The following is a 17,870-nucleotide window of genomic DNA, read 5'->3' as shown; positions in this document are numbered from 1 at the left end:
AGCTTTTATGATAGGCTGCCCTTTACCTCGATTAAGAGATATTTGGAACCAGTTTGTACGTCTATCTCTTTGTTTTCTATTTTATAAGGAACAGATGGATATTGGTCATGTTTAGATGCCCATGCCAGGACCAGCATTTTATGATGCGGCGGATTTTTCATTTCGTATCTTAATTTGCACTCGTATCTGCCGACAGGAATATTTGCAATATCCAAATCCACATGAAATTGTGAATAATTATACTTTTTCCCTTGAGGATTGAAGGAGACATTCTCTGTTATTTCCTCCGTTTCGCTCACTTCAGCTGGATAAACTCTTTCTTCAAACGTTTCCATGTTAATTAAATGGAATTCCATTCTTACATCATCTTCCGAATCAGTTTCATACCCTCTGACAAAAGCAACCCCTTCTATTTTCAAGGAATTTTCATCAAACCAGATCTTGTTGATCTGTTCCTGAACCTTTTCGTGGTTATCAACGGTCATAAAAAGTTTATTGCTTTCTTGTTTTAAATGATATTTATACGGACCTTGGACCGAATTATCTTCCATAACCTCTGCCTGTCCTGCCCATAAAGGGAATTCTGTCCACTCTTCCTTTTCGCCCTTATACCTGATGCCAACATCATATTTTCCGGGCTTCACGAAGGCAGCTAGTTGAGCTTCAGAAAATTGCACTGAAAATCCAGCCTGATCCTTTTGACTTGCCGGAACCATGGAATGATTCTTTAGTGCTTTCCTTATTATTGGCTTGGATAGATATTCCCCTGTTCGGGAGTCCCGCAGAACTGCTTCAAAATCTTTTGCAGCCGTTTCATTGTCACTGTATAAATAACCTTCCAAATCCAAGGAAATCCCCTCTGAAGTCGTGTTATATACCACTTTTTCGATAGAATGATGAAATTGTATTTCTGACTTAATCGCTTCAAGCGTTTTCCTGCCGCTCATAAAATCATTATAAATAGAGCCAACAAATTTGGAGTCTCCATAACTGATCAGATTCCCCTGGTGAATCCAGGCTGCCTTGGAGCAAAAGGATTCGACAGCATGCTTGTCATGGCTGACGAATATAATGGTTTTACCCTTCTCCTTGAATTCATTCATCTTATTCATACATTTTTCTCTGAATAGAGAGTCTCCAACCGCCAAGGCTTCATCGACAATAAGGATGTCAGGATCCACATTCACCGATATCGCAAAACCCAGCTTAGACCTCATACCAGAAGAATAATTTTTCACAGGCTGATGGATGAACTCTCCCAGTTCCGAAAACTCGATGATATCCTCAACCTTTTCCATCATTTCCTCTTTTGAATAGCCCAGCAGAATTCCTTTCATAAAGATATTCTCATATCCGCTTAATTCAGCATCAATACCGGAGCTGACATCCAAAAATACAAGAGACCCATCCACCCGTACATCTCCGGCGGTAGGATCCGCAATGCCTGTAATAATTTTGAGCAGAGTTGATTTTCCTGAACCATTTTTACCTAAAACGCCAATAGACTCCCCTTTAGGGAAGTCTATTGAAACATCATTAAGGGCCAGGAACTCTTTGTGGAGCTTTTTATGGGTAAGAACCTCTTTAATAGGTCCCCATTTGTCATCATATAGCTTATATTTTTTTGTCAGATTCTTCACACTGACTGCAATCTCCATAATGATCCGCCTTTCACAAGTGAAAGTTACAATATATCAAGAAAAATAGGTTTCATACGTTTATATAAGTAATTTCCTAAAACAAATAATAAGAATACCAATGCCCAGAAATATAGCGTATACAGTGGATACTCCCAAAAACCCGTATCAAACAGGAAGGAATCACGATAGCCTTGGACAATATAATGAAATGGGTTTAGTTTAATCACCGTTTCCAAGGCACCAAGACCCAAATTATCGATAGACCAGAAAATAGGCGTCATCCAAAACAGGAATACAAGAGTGGTGTCCAAGAAACGACCGAAATCTTTACTGATGGCTACCAGCGGAGCCGTAACCGAACCGAGACCCAATAGAAGCATTAAGGCGGCAAAATCATAATATAGAAGCTGGAACCAGTAGAATGAAATGCTCTTAATAGATATGCCAATAACCACCAGCATAACGGCCAATAATATCAAATGAGTATAGTAGGAAAACAAAATCTGTACCGCCGGCAATATGGCGATCGGGAAAGGAGTATTTTTTATGATACCCCTTTTGCTCCGAAAGGATTTCTGCGCCAGTTTAAATCCGTCATTGATTAAAAACCACGCCACCATTCCGATTGCGAGCCACGCCATAAAAGGAGCACCATTCACCGGCCCTCCCGCCCGGGCACCGACACTGAAAACGAACCAAAAAACAGCTATCCTCATTAGCGGATTTATAAGTCCCCAAATAAACCAAATAAAGTACCCGCATATTCTCTTTTTATCTCATTTAAGGACAATGCATGAACCATTCTGCGGCGTTCCCACATTTCCTTGTATATATCAAACATAAAATTACTCCTTTGATTCCTGACTCTTAAGATTCGTAACCTTATTCTTCAAATCCGTTTGGATTAGTTGATTGCCACTTCCAGGAATCCTGGCACATCTCTTGAAGCCCCTTTTCAGCACGCCACCCCAATAATTTGGCTGCTTTTTCAGGGTTTGCATAGCAAACGCCGATATCTCCCTGACGGCGTTCCGTGAACTCATATGGGATTTCCTTCGAACTGACAGAGCTCAAGGCATTGACCAAATCAAGTACACTGTATCCTGTTCCCGTTCCCAGGTTAAACGTTTCTACTCCCTGATTTCCATCCAAATATTCAAGGGCTTTTAAATGGCCTTTCACCAAATCGACTACATGGATAAAATCACGTACACCTGTGCCATCATGTGTATCATAATCATTGCCGAATACTGATAGTTTTTCTCGTTTGCCAATAGCAACTTGAGTGATATATGGCATCAGGTTATTTGGAATACCATTAGGATTTTCTCCGATTCGTCCGCTTTCATGTGCACCGATTGGATTAAAGTATCTTAACAGCGCAATTCTCCAAGATGAATCCGAAACGTATAAGTCTCTTAAGATTTCCTCAATCATTAATTTTGTGCGGCCATAAGGGTTAGTGGCTGATAGAGGGAATGATTCATCAATCGGCACACGATCCGGGTTGCCGTATACGGTGGCAGAAGAGCTGAAAACCAGCTTCTTCACATCATATTTGGCCATGACCTCACAAAGGTTCAACGTTCCGGTAATATTATTATGATAATACGTTAATGGAATTTCCACAGATTCACCTACTGCTTTTAAACCTGCAAAATGCATAACAGAATCAAATTGATAGTTGCTAAAGAGCTGGTCCAGCGCTTCCTTTTCTAATAAGTCATATGAATAAAAAGGAAACTCCTTGCCTGTTAACTCTTTCACACGCCTGATTGATTCCATTTGGCTGTTTGATAAATTATCAAGAACTACAATTTCATATCCATTATTAAGCAACTCTACGGCAGCATGGCTTCCAATATATCCAGCGCCCCCTGTGACTAAAACTGTCATATTAAATCCCTCTTTCAAAAAGAATTTATAGAAAAGATACCAAAATGTTTGCGGTATTCTCAAGCCTCATCCACAAATAGCACATGAAACTTTTTGTCAAGTCATACAGATTTTTGTCGATTGATTAAAAACACTTTCATAATTATACCTGATTTGCAGTTAGAAATATAGTTTTTTCATTTCCATTCATCTGGCAGGCAAGATCGCAGAAAAAAGCTGGCCCAATTACTTGGACCAGCTTTCTCTTTCTAATTATATTTTGGCACATCATAGTATAGGGTATAGTTATCAAGCAATTGATATAAGTTATAGATGCTGCCAACCTGCTTGTATGCCCAGCCAATATCTGTAGCATATTGATGTGAAGGCTGCACAGGATTCCATCTCATCTTGTACAACGTATCCTGCTGGAACGTTGTGTTATAAATATAGCCGCTGCTGATAAGTCTTGCACCGCCAATGATAGCCTGTTCAGGTGTGAACCAGCCATTTTCATAGGCAGTTTTAGCGCCACATTCAAGCGGGCAGGAATCATATGCCCCATAACCATACATATTATAAACTGTTTTGCCATTATACGTTACACCGTTAGCAAGCTTCGAACTTCCGTTTCCTGTCTCTAATAGAGCGTGAGAAATCAGATATAGCTCATTAATGCTGTACATTTGTGCAGCGGATATGAAGGCTTGTGCCTTGCCCGTCAGAATACCTTTATTATTAAGGATTTTGCTGTTTACCTCCGCTGCATCAATATATGCCGGCTTGGACAATTTGAGAAATTGGAAATAATACTTGCTGTCCATGCTAAAGTTATTAGGATTTAAATATTCACTTACATCTGCTGACTTAGCATCCTGCCAAGTCATACGAACTTCGATCCAATCCCCTGTTTTGCGAATCACTAGCACTTGAGTTCCAGAATTCACTTTCTGAGTAATTGTCCCAGTCAAAGACGGCGCTGTTCGTACATTAACGTTATCACCGGTTACAATACCTTTACTTGTATCCACATAATCAGCATGGATGAACCTTGGCTCATTCCGATACTTATCGGTCTGTGGGCTTCTAGTCATTTGGATATCCAGCATTTGGTTAAGAGAAAGGCCATAATTCGTATACATCAACTGCGGTCCATTTTTAACCTTGACAGCATAAGAAGTCCATCCATACAAAGTCTTCAGCTTCCCAATAACGTCTGCCGCTGTGTCATAGCCAGTAAACTCCTGGGTTACAATCTGATAATGCGGCACACCGATTACAGTATGGGTAGCTGACCAATTATTGGATTTAAAGAAATCCAGCCCCTTATTGAGTAAAACCGTGCCGGCTATCGGAGCAGATTTAATATAAAACTTATCATATCCTCTTTCGCCAGTAGACTGATTGAATGCCTTTAAATTTCTGCTTGTAAAGAAATTAAGAGCTTTGTTGATATTACTTGTTCCTATAAGGGGTTCTGAAACAATCTGGTATCGATTCGTTTCCTGCACTGTTCCAACAGGCTGATAGTCTGCGGACCAATTATTCCGTTTAAAGAATGCAAGAACATCATTAAGCTTTGATCCTAATACAGAATCAAGAACTATATCAAATTTCGTATATCCCTTTTCTCCTGTTGGCAGAGTTTCTACCTTCCAGTTTCTTCCTGCGAAGAATGCCTGCCCTGTTTTAAGCTTTGAAACCTCCAGAATAGGCTCTGAAACGAACTGGAACTTGGTAAATCCAGTCTCTCCCGTAGCCTGATGATTCGCTTTAAGGTTCTTCTGCTTAAAGTATGAAAGAACCGCATTTAACTTGGAATCACCCAATACAGGCTCAGAAACCAGTTCAAACTTGGTATACCCTGTTTTGCCGTTCGATTGATACTCAGCTTTCAGCTTCTTTTGTCCAAAGAACGCAAGAGCTTCATTTACTTTGCCTATTCCCAGCACAGGTTCAGTTACTAGTTGAAACTTGTTATAGCCTGTTTCCCCTGTTGCCTGATACTCCGCTTTTAGGCTTTTTTGGTTAAAGAAATTTAAAGCCTTATTCAGATTTGCATCACCCAAAACCGGCTGGGAAATAATCTGGAATTTTGTATAGCCCTTTTCACCTGTTGCCTGATATTGGGCACTCAAATTCTTTTTCTTGAAAAATTCCAGTCCGCGATTAACCGTCTCCATTCCAAGTACAGGAACTGATTTAAGCTGGTATCTCCCGCTTCCGATAGACTCGTATCCTGCATTGATTCCAGTGGCAGACTTAAACTGCTGCACCACACTCTTGACTGTCGCTTCTCCATTATAGTAGCCGCTTGTAAGCTGGTAATAGCTCTCTGCTTCTCCCCAGCCTTCATAACTTGCTTTAATTCCTGTAGAAGAAGTTAATTGCTGTATGACATTCCGGGCAGAAGATTCGCTGCTGTAATAGGCACTTTTTAGCACATAATATTTTTCGGGATTGCCCCAGCCTTTATATGTACCATTTATCCCAGTAGCAGATTTAAGCTGGTTTAGAATATTAGTAACGGCTGCTTCACCATTATAATAGCCGCTTGTAAGCTGATAATAGTTTTCCGGGTTCCCCCAGCCTCTATAGCTTCCTTTTACACCCGTAGCTGTTTCCATTTGGCTGAGGGCATTCTTAACGGATGACTCTCCATTATAATAGCCGCTTGTAATTTGATAGAACTTCTCCGGATTGCCCCAGCCTTCATAGCTCCCTTTCATGCCTGTTGAAGCTTCGAATTTTTGAATGACATCCTTTACAGCCGCTTCACCATTATAGTAGCCGCTAACAAGCTTATAATAATCCTGAGGTTCACCTGAGCCTTGGTATTTACCGGTTACACCGGTTTGTTCTTCAAGCTTTTTTAGAATCCCCTTTACAGTCGACTCTCCATTATAATATCCGCTAGTAACTTTGTATTTACTAAGCGGATCAAGCCATTGCTCGTATCTGCCTTGAAAACCCGTAGAGCTTTCAAACTGCCGTAATACATCCTGAGCTGCAGATTCACTGCTATAATAACCGCTGATGACCTCCTGATATTCCTGTGGTTCTCCCCAGCCTTCATATGTACCTGTTATGCCTGTCGAGGATTCCATTTGCTTAAGGACTTCTTTTACTTTAGATTCACCTGGAAAATAGCCACTTGTAATTTGATAATTACTAGTCTGCTGATATACTCCGTTCCATCCTGTGTCCTTTCTAAGCTGTTCTAAGGCTGCATTTGCCTCGCTTTCACTTCCAAATTTCCCTGTTTCCACTTTATAAATTGATAAATCTGTAAATGCTTCAGATTTACCAGGAAAAATTGAAACTGACAAGATCAACACCAAAACAGAAACCAGAATCATCCACTTTCTAGCATTCAACTAATTATCCCCCATCTCTCTTATTCATTACATAATTTGACACCATTACTTATTTTATCTATAAATCTTACAATTCACAATGCGAAAATTGCAGAAAAATATACTAATAGAAATATATTTTTAATTTTTGTCAAAACGATGTTAAGAGAATTTAAAACTCAGTCCAAAAACGAATGGGAATGTATAATTCTGGATACCCTTTAATTGAATGAGAAAACTGAACTTGGTGGTGTTGATAATGGAGGAAATGGAGCTTCACAAAATCGAAGTGCATAAAGATGGAATTTGGGAGGAAACAGGATATCACACTATTCAAATAGGTGACAGATTTCGCATGTTTCATCCGGACGGAACCCCTTTTATAGACTCCGATGATCAGCATGTCCTTCATGCCACATCCGAGCCGTTTTTTGACGAGGAATTGGGAGTCTGGCTCGTCTATATAAAATAAGAATTATTACAAAAGAGACCAAGTAAAATGCTCAGAGTACCTTCTTCTTAACAAGGTTTTCCGTATTTTTTGATTATTGTCACAAAAAACGAACCACAAATGACAGGAGGGTTTACAAGTCTCCTTCTATAAGAAATAACCATTGCTTCAGTATTAATGAATTGAATGTAGAGGTTCAGAAGAAGATAGATTAATTTTATACCTTTACGCGGAAAAGAATTAGACAATTGCTCCATAAAAAAAGGCGTCCCAGAGAAGGAACAACCTCTAATATCCATTTTATTTCTATTACTTAAGGAAATACTGATTAAGGCCATCATAAATTCCCATTGCAGCTTTTCGCTGATAATCAGCTGTTGCTACATGTTTTTCCTCATTGGGATTGGAAAGGAAACCTAATTCAAGCAATACAGATGGCTGCTTGTTTGTCCTTAACACATGGTAATTCCCATATTTCACACCTAGATTTCTCATGCCTGTCTGAACCAGTAAGCCATTATGAATGGATTGAGCAAGGCGTCCATCTTTGGAGTTATTATAGTAAAAGGTCATTATTCCGGAACTGGTGCTTGAATAGGCATTGTAATGGATACTGATAAAAGCATCTGCTTTCTGTACATGGCTAATATTCACCCGCTGATTGAGACTTAAATATTGTTGATCATTAGAACGAGTCATAACCACTTTAGCACCTGACTTTTGGAGCAGCGTTTTTAACTCCTGGGCTGTCTTTAGGTTGAGAGTTTTTTCTTTGTGGATTTTTCCGCTCGTTCCATTATCAAAACCACCATGCCCCGCATCAATGGCAATAACCTTTCCTTTCAGACCTGAATTGGGAGATGTCACTAGCCAGCCGGCAATCCAGCCTTCTTTGCCTTTACTTGTTTTTACTTTGATCCAGCCCTTGCTCTCTCCTGTTTTGACAAGAGAAGTGCCGGCCTTTTCCAAAGCGATAACCCCAAAGTTTGTGCCCGGGCCTTTTCGGATATTGCTGTTCTCCTTTAGGATAATTCTTGTTTCTTTAATTGTGACAGCTTCCTCTTCATCTACCGGCCTTTTTTTATCAATATAAGAAGAAGAAACCCATCCCTTTAACCCTTTAGCTGCTGTTATTGAAGACCAATTTCCTTTCTGGCTATGTACTTCAACTGCTGCTCCTTTTGAAACCTTACCCACAACTTTAGAAGAAGCTGCTGCGCTGGCACGGACATTTAATATATCAGCAGTAACATAAAATGCACCTAAGGTTTTAGGAGGAACAGCCGGCTTCTTTTTTGACACATAGGAAGCTGATACCCATCCCCCACTCTTTTGGCTTGGGATATACACTTTGAGCCAGCTTCCATCCTTCCCCTCTACCGTTACTGCAGTATTTATAGGTACTTTTGTTACGATGGAACCATTTGCATTAGGGAGCTTTCTGACGTTTAAGCTGGTGGCTGTTACGTAACCGGTCCAAGTAACAGGCGAGAGATAAGCTGAAGAAACCCAACCAGTCGTTTTGCCAGTTGTAATTTTGGACCAACCTTTTTGCTGTGCACTTATCGTAACGACCTGGCCTTTTTTCAGCTTTCCTATAACAGTGGAAGAAACTGTGGCCTTAGCACGGACATTCAGAATGGTGGCAGTTGCCTTTCCCTCAAAAGAATATGCAGCATGAACTGACTGAGTAAACTGAGGAACAAAATGAAACAATAAGACCAAAACACAGAAGACTTTTACCAATGATGACTTCACTCATTACCCACCTTTTTTGTCGAATATTTACCAAAAACTCATCTATTAAACTATAATACATGAAAAAGGAAATAATCAGGGTCTTTTTTACTAATTATTTATTTTATGATCGGATTTTTATTACATTAGGCCTACCACACACATTCCTTTCTGGCAAATAATAGGGCAATCATTCTAAATTTCTATATCCATTTTGCATGAATTTTGATATTCTATAAGATAGGATTACAAAACTTGTAAAAACGTGGAGGATTTAATAGATGAGAGCCGAAAAAAGAAAGAAAAAGCCGAAATGGCTGAAAGTGATCGGAATATTATTTTTGGTTTTACTGATTGGCGGAGGCGGTTATGCCTTTATGGTATATAAATCTCTGACAGATGCTGTGGAAACCATGCACCAGCCGATTGACCGGGAGAAATCAGATAAACGGACTGAAAAAATTACACTGGCTAAAAAGGAGCCATTTTCTGTTTTGATGCTGGGTGTGGATGAGCGCTCAGGTGACAAAGGCCGTTCTGATACTATGATTGTCCTCACCGTTAATCCGAATGATAAGTCCATTAAGATGCTCAGCATTCCCCGTGATACGAGAACGGAGATTGTAGGAAAAGGATTCGAGGATAAAATTAACCATGCCTATGCATTTGGAAATGAAGAAATGTCCATGGCAACTGTCGAGAATTTCCTGGATATCCCTCTTGATTACTATATTAAAGTGAATATGGAAGGGTTTAAGGATATAGTAGATGCAGTAGGTGGTATTACGGTTAATAGCTCCCTTTCATTTAATCAAGGCGCCTATCAGTTTACTGAAGGAAGCAATAATCTTGATGGTGATGCTGCTTTAGCGTATGTCCAGATGAGAAAACAGGATCCTAAAGGAGACTTTGGGCGACAGGACCGTCAGCGCCAAATTATCCAAGGTGTTATTAAAAAGGGAATAAGTGTTAACTCCCTGACAAACTTTGACGATATTTTTGGAGCACTCGGGAAGAATGTGCGTACAAATATGACTTTTGCTGAGATGAAGGATATTCAGAAAAATTATAGAGATGCTGCGGGAAATATTGAACAGATGACCATGTCCGGTAATGGGCAGACATTAAATAAGATTTGGTATCTGATTATTTCAAGCGATGAGCAGCAACGAGTTCAAAATGAATTGAAGGCACATCTTAATCTGAAATAAAAAAGGAAAGATTGTCTAGACCTAGCCTAAATAAATGAGACACTATAAAACACCCCCGAATTTACTCTATGTGTTGATTCGGAGGTGTTTTTGCGTAGGCAAAAATATATATTCAAGTAAAAAGAAGTGACCAGTTGTTAAAGATATAATGACGGACAGTTACGAGTTGTTTAAGCCGATGCTAAAATCCCCCTTATAGCCTTAATAAAATTCCCCATCTAAAATAAAACCATAGTGATTGAGAGGAGCTATGGTTTTATTTTAGATGGGTATTTTTTAACATTAAGGACATGTAAAAAAAGGTATAAGAATTTCAGTATCGCAAGAGAGCTGAAAATGGACCGGAAGACAGTAAAAAAATACATAAGTTCAGACACGGTACACACCGGAAAGAAAAGAAAAAGAAATGGTAAACTTGATTTTTTTAAAGATTACATTGAAAGGAGAATGATGGAGAACCAGGTAATTAAACTCGGAAAAGCTCCTTGCAGAAATTGCATTAGGTTATCAAAGGGGCAAACTCATATTAAAAGACTAAATGCAGCCTTTTAGGAAACCGGCCAAAAAGAAATATAGAGTTCATGATATCTTGCTATCCAATAAAAATCCTCCTGTCCTATATCAACCTACCATATTAGCAAATAATTCATGAATATAGAACTTTCAACTGCTTCCACTTAACCACTTCTCCACAAGAAGGTAAGATTACATTTGAATTGTTTTTCTATCTCTTTTGTATTACGAACGAATAAGATTTTTCTCAGTCTTCTGTACTCTAGATCTTTCTCTATTAGTTTCGCTCTCTCTTTTTCTTCATGTTGTTTCTTAAGGTTTTCCAACTGTCTTCGTATCTCGAGAGATTTTAAATAAACTTTCTTAACCTTGGTAAAGAAGTTTCTAGTCTCTTAATTTTTTTCTTAATTTCATTTTTTGCCTATGCCGCTTTTTTTCTAAAGTCTTTCCTTAATTCCTTTTTCTCCTTTTAATATCTAGCTTTGTGTTTTCTTATAATTATTTAACAAATTTTTATATCCCTTAAATAAGAGATTAGATTAATCCCAATTTTTGTATAAACATTAATTAATTTATATTATATTTAAAGTTCTTATAATTAAAAGCCGACCTTAAACTTATTTATAGCCGGCTCTCATTGTCTGAGTTTTATTGGTTATTTGTTATAATACTGGACATACCATTCCGCAAACTTCTGCAACCCTTCCTCAATCGGTGTTTCAGGCTTAAAGCCTACAGCTTCCTGCAATTGATTAGTAGATGCATAAGTAGCAGGTACATCACCTGGCTTGATTGGTTCGAAATCTTTCTCAAATACTACTTCTTTCCCTAAAGCATTACTTAATGCTTTTTCGAGGGATCTTATAAATACCATTAACTTCTCAGGACTGTTATTCCCAATGTTAAACACCTTATGAGGAACAGAATCATCCCCTTCTGGAGGATTACTTAAAAGGCGCTCAATCCCTTCCACAATATCATCTATATACGTGAAATCCCTATAAAGGTCATTTTCAAAGTCGCCATTGTTAAAGATTTTGATTGGCTCACCAGAAAAGTATTTGTTGGTAAATCCAAAGTACGCCATGTCTGGCCTTCCCATTGGGCCATAAACGGTAAAGAAACGCAATCCAGTTGTCGGAATTTTATATAAGTGGCTGTAGGTATGAGCCATTAGTTCATTTGATTTTTTAGTTGAGGCATATAACGAAACAGGATTATCTACAAAGTCTGTTTCTTCAAATGGAACCTTTTTATTCGCCCCATAGACAGAACTAGATGAAGCGTATACAAGGTGGTCAACTGGATTGTATCTGCAGGCTTCAAGGATGTTATAAAAACCAATTATGTTGGTTTGAATATAAACATCTGGATTTTCTATTGAATACCGTACACCAGCTTGAGCAGCTAGGTTCACCACAACATTCGGCTTATACTCTTCAAAGATATGAGTAATTAATAATTTATCTGAAATATCAGCTTGGATAAAGGTAAAATTTTGATAGGGTTCAAGCAGTTTTAAACGGGAATGTTTAAGATTTACATCGTAGTAGTCATTGAGATTATCAATCCCTACCACTCTACATCCCTGTCCAAGTAGTTTTCTAGATAGGTTATATCCAATAAAACCGGCTGCCCCAGTAATTAAGTATACTTTATTAGTATCTAGTGATTTTAAGTTCAAGTCTCTTCGACTCCTTTTTACTATCTCTTTTTGTTGATGTTCTGCCAATAGAGTGATACTCAACCCCAGCTTCTTGCATCTCTTCAATATTGTATATATTCCTACCATCATATACTAAAGGAGTTCTCATTAAAGCCTTATAACTTTCAGGTGTTACTGCTTTTACTTCTCCCCATTCAGTAAAAATAAAACAAACATTTGCATCTTTTAGAGCATACTCTATATTTGATACATATGTGATACTACCTTTTCCACTTTTACCTTCAGGAAGAACCTTGGCAAAATTCTCCGCTCCCACAGGGTCATATGCATAAATATCTGCACCTTGCTCTAACAACAAAGGTACATTCTCAAGGGAGGCAGCTTCTCTTAAATCATCCGTACCTGGTTTGAAAGTTAATCCGAGCACAGCTACCTTAAGACCATTAAATGTAATAAGTCTTTTGCTTGCTTTTTTATATAACTTTGTCTTTTGCTCTTTATTCACATCAATGGCTGCCTTAACAGTCTTAAGCTCATAACCATTCTGTTTAGCTATATACTCTAAAGCTTTGGTATCTTTCGGAAAACAAGACCCTCCGAAACCAATACCAGCATTTAAGAACTTGCTGCCGATTCTCTCATCAAAGCTCATTCCCTTTGCAACATCCTGAATATCCGCACCAACCAACTCACAAAGGTTAGCAATGTCATTCATATAGGATATTTTTAGGGCTAGGAAGTCATTTGATGCATACTTAATCATCTCTGCAGATCTTCTATTTACTGATACAATAGGCAAGTTAAATGGCTCATAAATATTCATAAGTCTTTCTTCAGCCCATTTACTTTCTGTGCCAATAATAATTCTTTCTGCATGCAACGTATCATGCACTGCAGAACCCTGTGCCAGGAATTCGGGGTTGGAAGCTACTTCTACCTTTACATCATTGACTAAAAAGTCATATATAAATTGCTCCACTTTATCATTTGTACCAACTGGGACCGTAGATTTTACGACTACAAGGCAATCTTTTTCAATTGTCTCAGCAATTTGCCTTACAACTGTTGCGATATAGGAAAGATTAGCAGAACCATCTGGCTGCTCTGGTGTACCAACACCTATAAAAATTGCATCCGCATCTTTATAAGCTGATTTATAATCGGTGGTATAATTAATTCTTCCTGCTGCATAATTTTTCTGCATTAACTCTTCCAATCCTGTCTCATAGATTGGAGAAACGCCAGACTTCATTAAATCAACTTTTTTCATCAATATCAACACAGGTTACTTGATGGCCAACTTCGGCAAAACAAACGCCCGCTACTAAGCCAACATAGCCTGTTCCTGCTACTGCTATTTTGTACATGTCATTTATCCTCCTAATTTTAATTTGATATAAAAACTCAGCTAAAATAAATTCTTCCTTTAATAAATCAGATTACCTTTTTAACCTTTTTAGGCAATAATCTCTTGGTTAGTAAGCTTATTTCTTTTCGTAAACGGGGAAATAGGAATAAAACCCCAAAATAGAACAAGACACAAATAAATATTGAAATAAAAACCCAAGTAGTTCCTCCGTTATATTTTTGCAAAATATATCCTAAAAGCCCCATTGCAACAGCTGCGATCGCTGTCGGATAGACATTTTTTAATGTTTTAAAAATTGGTATTCCAATAGCTATTTTCATAAAAATTAAATGCACAAGAACAAATTCCATTCGTATCCATGAACGAGTATAGACTAAAGCCCAAAAACCAAACTTTGAACTAATTATGCAAGCTGGAATTAAAACTATCAAATGTAGCAATTGAGCAAAAAAAGATAATTTAGGTCTTCCTTTTGCTCGATATACTTCACTAGAAAAATGACCAAATACTATCATTATTGAACTTGTTAACGCCCAAATGCCAATTACCTGACTGGCTTCACTCCACTGATCACCTAATAGTATTTGCGTTGCCATATCACTATAGAGATACACACCTATACCTATTGGAAAAATAAGAATTGATACAATCCTTTGCATATTAAAATAAGTGCGATTAAATTGTTCACTGTCATTTTGTAATCGCGAAAGAGCTGAGAACAATACAGGAACTGTCGAAGCAGTAATTAAGGCCATTAGTGAATTAACCATAGTAGTAGAAGTTTTATATATTCCTAAAAATACTCACTTAGAATACTTCCGATAATAAAGGCGTCAACCCACGTTGTTAACCAGATAGAGACCGCTTCAATTAACGACCATAAGCTAAAAGATAGCATTTCTTTTAGTGTTGCTATACTAAAAAATAATTTTGGTTTCCACTTTGATTTCATAGTAAGCAATATGGCATTTGAAAACTGCATAAAGAGGGTACCAATAATCAATGACCAATAACTTAATCCCAATAGAGCAAGTGGTATAGTTACCACTACTGGAATGAAAATCGAAATCATTCTAATCCAAAAAAGTGTTTTAAAATCAAAATCACGTCTATAAAGAGCCATTTGTATACTCGAAAAAGCTGTCAGTGGTAATTGAATACAAGCAATCGCTACAACACTTCCTAAACCTGGGTTCCCCACTAATACTGCAATTTGCTCGCTAAATAGAGTAATAATTCCCCATAAAAAAATAGATATTACAAAGTTTGTTATAAATGCTACATTAGCATTTTTAAACTTTTCCTCTTCATTTTTAAACTCGTGTTGTACTAAATATTTTTGAAATCCGGCATCCGTAAACATATCCGCGAAACTCGTAATCATAGTTACAGTCGCAACGACCCCAAAGGCTTCCGGAGCAATAATTCTAGCTAAAACCATATTAGTGAGTGGACTTACTATTTTTGCTGCTACTTCTGCAAGAGATGACCATTTTGTTGCATTGAAAATTTTATTCCTTAGTTCATTTTCTTTCAAATTATTTACTCCTTAAATAATGAAGAATGGCTATTATTCAATTATAACTTAAGGTAGTTGTATCCAATTTCCCATCTCTTCTTCAAATTCTAAAGGCTTAACTTTTCCCATGCCACTTTGATGAAAAAATGTAATTTCACCAAATATTATTTCTTGTTTTATATAATAAAAGTCAATTCTAGCATGAGGAAAACTTGAAGAAAGCATTTTACTAAACTTAATCATTTCATCCAATTTATCAGGTTTATTAACTTTAAGTGTAAGTTCTCTAGGATAGGATATTTCTTGTTCCATTAAGTTCCACTCTAAATCATACAAGTTTCTTCTTGTGTTCTTTTTATTATTTATACTAAAATCAACCGTTATAAATTTAGGTTCACCATTAAAACAAAAAAAGCGATAGTCCCTAAGTTCTTCACCATCATCCTGTTCAATATATTTTTCGCATATTACTTTAGGTACTATATCCTTGTAAACCCATTCTCTGTTTTCCCAATAATAATTTTTCCTCATCCATCTTCTCATTTTTTTAAACTCTTTATTCCAATCCATGGTTGTTTTATCTTTACAAACAATATTATATCCCGATCCGTGAGTGCCTTTTAATACAAATGAATTAGGTAATTTATCTATATCTATATCATCGATGGAATGATATACGTCATATAATTCATTTAAGTACTTCTCTCCAATTCTTTCTTTTACAAACTCTCTCACTTCATATTTATCGGCGCATTTAGTCGCATCTCTATCAATCCAATTTAGTTTTAACCATTGGAGCTTGTCGTTATATTTGGTAGGACTTTCCAGATTAACTTCTCTATTTAATTTTTTTATTCTCTTTTTTATAAATGTTTCATCTGATAAACTTCTATAATAATATTGCTTTAGGGTATCGTATACACTAACTATAAATTGATTTTCCCTTAAAACGCTCCTAATAGATTTCTTCAATTGTATTCTCCTTACCTTATACAAATGGAATTTATTTACATCAAGACATTTTTAATATATATTTTAAATAATATTTAATTTTAATATAATATTCACTAATAATATAATCATAAAAACCTTTATTTACTCGATAATTCCTTTTTGTTGTAATCGTGAATAATACATAATATCTACAATGATACAAATTTGGTGTTTCTTTTTAGCAAAGATAAAAGTAGGCAAAAACCAACTATAAATGAGAAATTCCCCTGGATAACATGAACTGTATCCCCATAAATTATTATCATAATGGCAAATTCTACAGCAACATATGAAAATACAAATGATTTTACACCCTTATTTAGAATACAATTAATCATTCTTTGGAGTACCGCAAGCAATAATCCAAATAATATACCTATGACTAGTGATCCAATAAAGCCTCCTTGCAGCCAACTAAACGACAACAGATCAAGAGGTACGCTACCTGTTACACCACTTTCTCCTTTTCTTGCCCCCATAAAGAGAAGTGTGTTGAAGGAAGAAGCTGTATCAAATCCCATATTGATCCAAATGGAAGATGGTAAAAAATATAAAGGAGTGAGAATAACATGTTTAAATAAGAACATACCCGGATAGTCTAATACCATATTAAATGATGCAAAAGGAAATGAGAGTTCCTGAATAAAGAAATCATATATTGAAAGACTGCCACTTCCTCTTGCAAAAATATTTGTAACATAGTAGAGCCCAAGAATAGCTCCAAGAACTATTCCTCCTACCTTAAATGCCAAATTTAAAGTGATTTTACCGTGATATTTATAGAAAATAATTCCGATCATCAATGCTGCAAAAAAGTTAACAAGTGAAGCACGTCCACCAAGAGAATACAAGTAATATATGGAAAAGCTAATTGACGCAATTAACCATATTAAGTCTTTTTTTGAATGGTTTTTGTCTAAAATTAAACCACTAAGCAATAATGTTGAAAATAATGAAAAACCACCAAATTTCTCAAGAAAGGAAAAAGGATTATTTACCGTCATTAACCCGCTCCTAATTGCCGTAGTATAATCCAATAACCCTAAATAACCTCCATATGCCCTACTATATAAATAGTAAGAAACCATAGCTAAAATTAATGAAAAAATTGAAATCCTCTTTATTGAAATATAATTTAAATTATTTACTCTGGATATATCCTTAGTAGTAATATTATTATACGAACCTTTTTTTACTAGTAACCATCCAAAAGTTGTACTAATAAGCAATATTAAATTCTGAGAATAATATAAAAAAACACCGGAAATTGTATAATCTTCTATTATAGTTAATGATTTACTAAAGGCGTTATTTAGAGCATTATTAATTAAAAAAACAGGAAGTATACCATTAAAGATAATTAACATAAAAATAAAAATATTTATCAAACTTATTTTCTTTGTCCTCTTATATAACAAGAGATTTATAAAAATACATAAACCGCTAAATAAAAAGCCTAATATAATAGCTATGATTTGAACCATTTTATTCTCCTTAAAATATCATTGCAAATATATGATTCTGCCCTAAGGCCGATAGA

The 17,870-nt window shown here is 36.6% G+C and carries 12 protein-coding genes and 1 pseudogene; 2 read left to right on the top strand and 11 right to left on the bottom strand.

The features are described from left to right. Window positions 1–5: 5 nt before the first annotated feature. From M5V91_RS24710 to M5V91_RS24695, 4 genes are all read right to left on the bottom strand, one after another. Window positions 6–1,658, bottom strand: coding sequence for an ABC transporter ATP-binding protein (locus tag M5V91_RS24710; protein WP_251174184.1), 1,653 nt, complete (start codon window positions 1,656–1,658; stop codon window positions 6–8). A gap of 26 nt (window positions 1,659–1,684) precedes the next feature. Continuing rightward, complete coding sequence (locus tag M5V91_RS24705; protein ID WP_369425916.1) at window positions 1,685–2,299, bottom strand: ABC transporter permease; 615 nt, start codon at window positions 2,297–2,299, stop codon at window positions 1,685–1,687. Between the two features lie 223 nt (window positions 2,300–2,522). Further along, window positions 2,523–3,536 carry a UDP-glucose 4-epimerase GalE gene (gene galE / locus M5V91_RS24700; RefSeq protein WP_251174186.1) on the bottom strand — a complete coding sequence of 338 codons (1,014 nt, stop codon included), beginning with the start codon at window positions 3,534–3,536 and terminating at the stop codon, window positions 2,523–2,525. A 248-nt stretch (window positions 3,537–3,784) separates the two neighbouring features. Next, window positions 3,785–6,892, bottom strand: coding sequence for an N-acetylglucosaminidase (locus M5V91_RS24695; protein WP_251174187.1), 3,108 nt, complete (start codon window positions 6,890–6,892; stop codon window positions 3,785–3,787). Between the two features lie 238 nt (window positions 6,893–7,130). On the opposite strand from M5V91_RS24695, the gene M5V91_RS24690 reads away from it, so the two are divergent. Then, complete coding sequence (locus M5V91_RS24690; RefSeq protein ID WP_251174188.1) at window positions 7,131–7,343, top strand: hypothetical protein; 213 nt, start codon at window positions 7,131–7,133, stop codon at window positions 7,341–7,343. 288 nt (window positions 7,344–7,631) lie between these two features. Here the strand turns inward: M5V91_RS24690 and M5V91_RS24685 are convergent, their stop codons facing one another. Next, window positions 7,632–9,080 (bottom strand): N-acetylmuramoyl-L-alanine amidase family protein, encoded by a 1,449-nt coding sequence (locus M5V91_RS24685; protein ID WP_251174189.1) that lies wholly within the window; start codon window positions 9,078–9,080, stop codon window positions 7,632–7,634. A gap of 260 nt (window positions 9,081–9,340) precedes the next feature. Between M5V91_RS24685 and tagU the strand changes: the two genes are divergently transcribed. After that, window positions 9,341–10,270 (top strand): polyisoprenyl-teichoic acid--peptidoglycan teichoic acid transferase TagU, encoded by a 930-nt coding sequence (gene tagU / locus M5V91_RS24680; protein WP_251174190.1) that lies wholly within the window; start codon window positions 9,341–9,343, stop codon window positions 10,268–10,270. A gap of 1,168 nt (window positions 10,271–11,438) precedes the next feature. Here tagU and M5V91_RS24675 read toward each other — a convergent pair. The 6 genes and pseudogenes from M5V91_RS24675 to M5V91_RS24650 form a co-directional block, all read right to left on the bottom strand. Beyond that, window positions 11,439–12,467: a GDP-mannose 4,6-dehydratase gene (locus M5V91_RS24675; RefSeq protein ID WP_251174191.1), complete on the bottom strand. Its 1,029-nt coding sequence runs from the start codon at window positions 12,465–12,467 to the stop codon at window positions 11,439–11,441. Continuing rightward, window positions 12,442–13,816 (bottom strand): annotated as a pseudogene (locus M5V91_RS24670) (UDP-glucose dehydrogenase family protein). Before M5V91_RS24670 ends, M5V91_RS24675 begins: the two are co-directional and overlap by 26 nt. Before the next feature lie 67 nt (window positions 13,817–13,883). Continuing rightward, window positions 13,884–14,573 (bottom strand): oligosaccharide flippase family protein, encoded by a 690-nt coding sequence (locus tag M5V91_RS24665; protein WP_284521568.1) that lies wholly within the window; start codon window positions 14,571–14,573, stop codon window positions 13,884–13,886. A 38-nt stretch (window positions 14,574–14,611) separates the two neighbouring features. Next, entirely contained in the window at window positions 14,612–15,355 is a 744-nt protein-coding gene (locus M5V91_RS24660; RefSeq protein WP_284521567.1) for an oligosaccharide flippase family protein, read from the bottom strand. Between the two features lie 48 nt (window positions 15,356–15,403). After that, window positions 15,404–16,309 (bottom strand): ATP-grasp fold amidoligase family protein, encoded by a 906-nt coding sequence (locus M5V91_RS24655; protein WP_284521566.1) that lies wholly within the window; start codon window positions 16,307–16,309, stop codon window positions 15,404–15,406. 170 nt (window positions 16,310–16,479) lie between these two features. Further along, complete coding sequence (locus M5V91_RS24650; protein WP_251174195.1) at window positions 16,480–17,814, bottom strand: O-antigen polymerase; 1,335 nt, start codon at window positions 17,812–17,814, stop codon at window positions 16,480–16,482. Window positions 17,815–17,870 lie beyond the last annotated feature (56 nt).

Source organism: Cytobacillus pseudoceanisediminis (assembly GCF_023516215.1).
GTDB lineage: Bacteria > Bacillota > Bacilli > Bacillales > Cytobacillaceae > Cytobacillus > Cytobacillus pseudoceanisediminis.
Note: the sequence above shows the minus strand (reverse complement) of the source record. Positions and strands in the feature narration are given on the sequence as shown.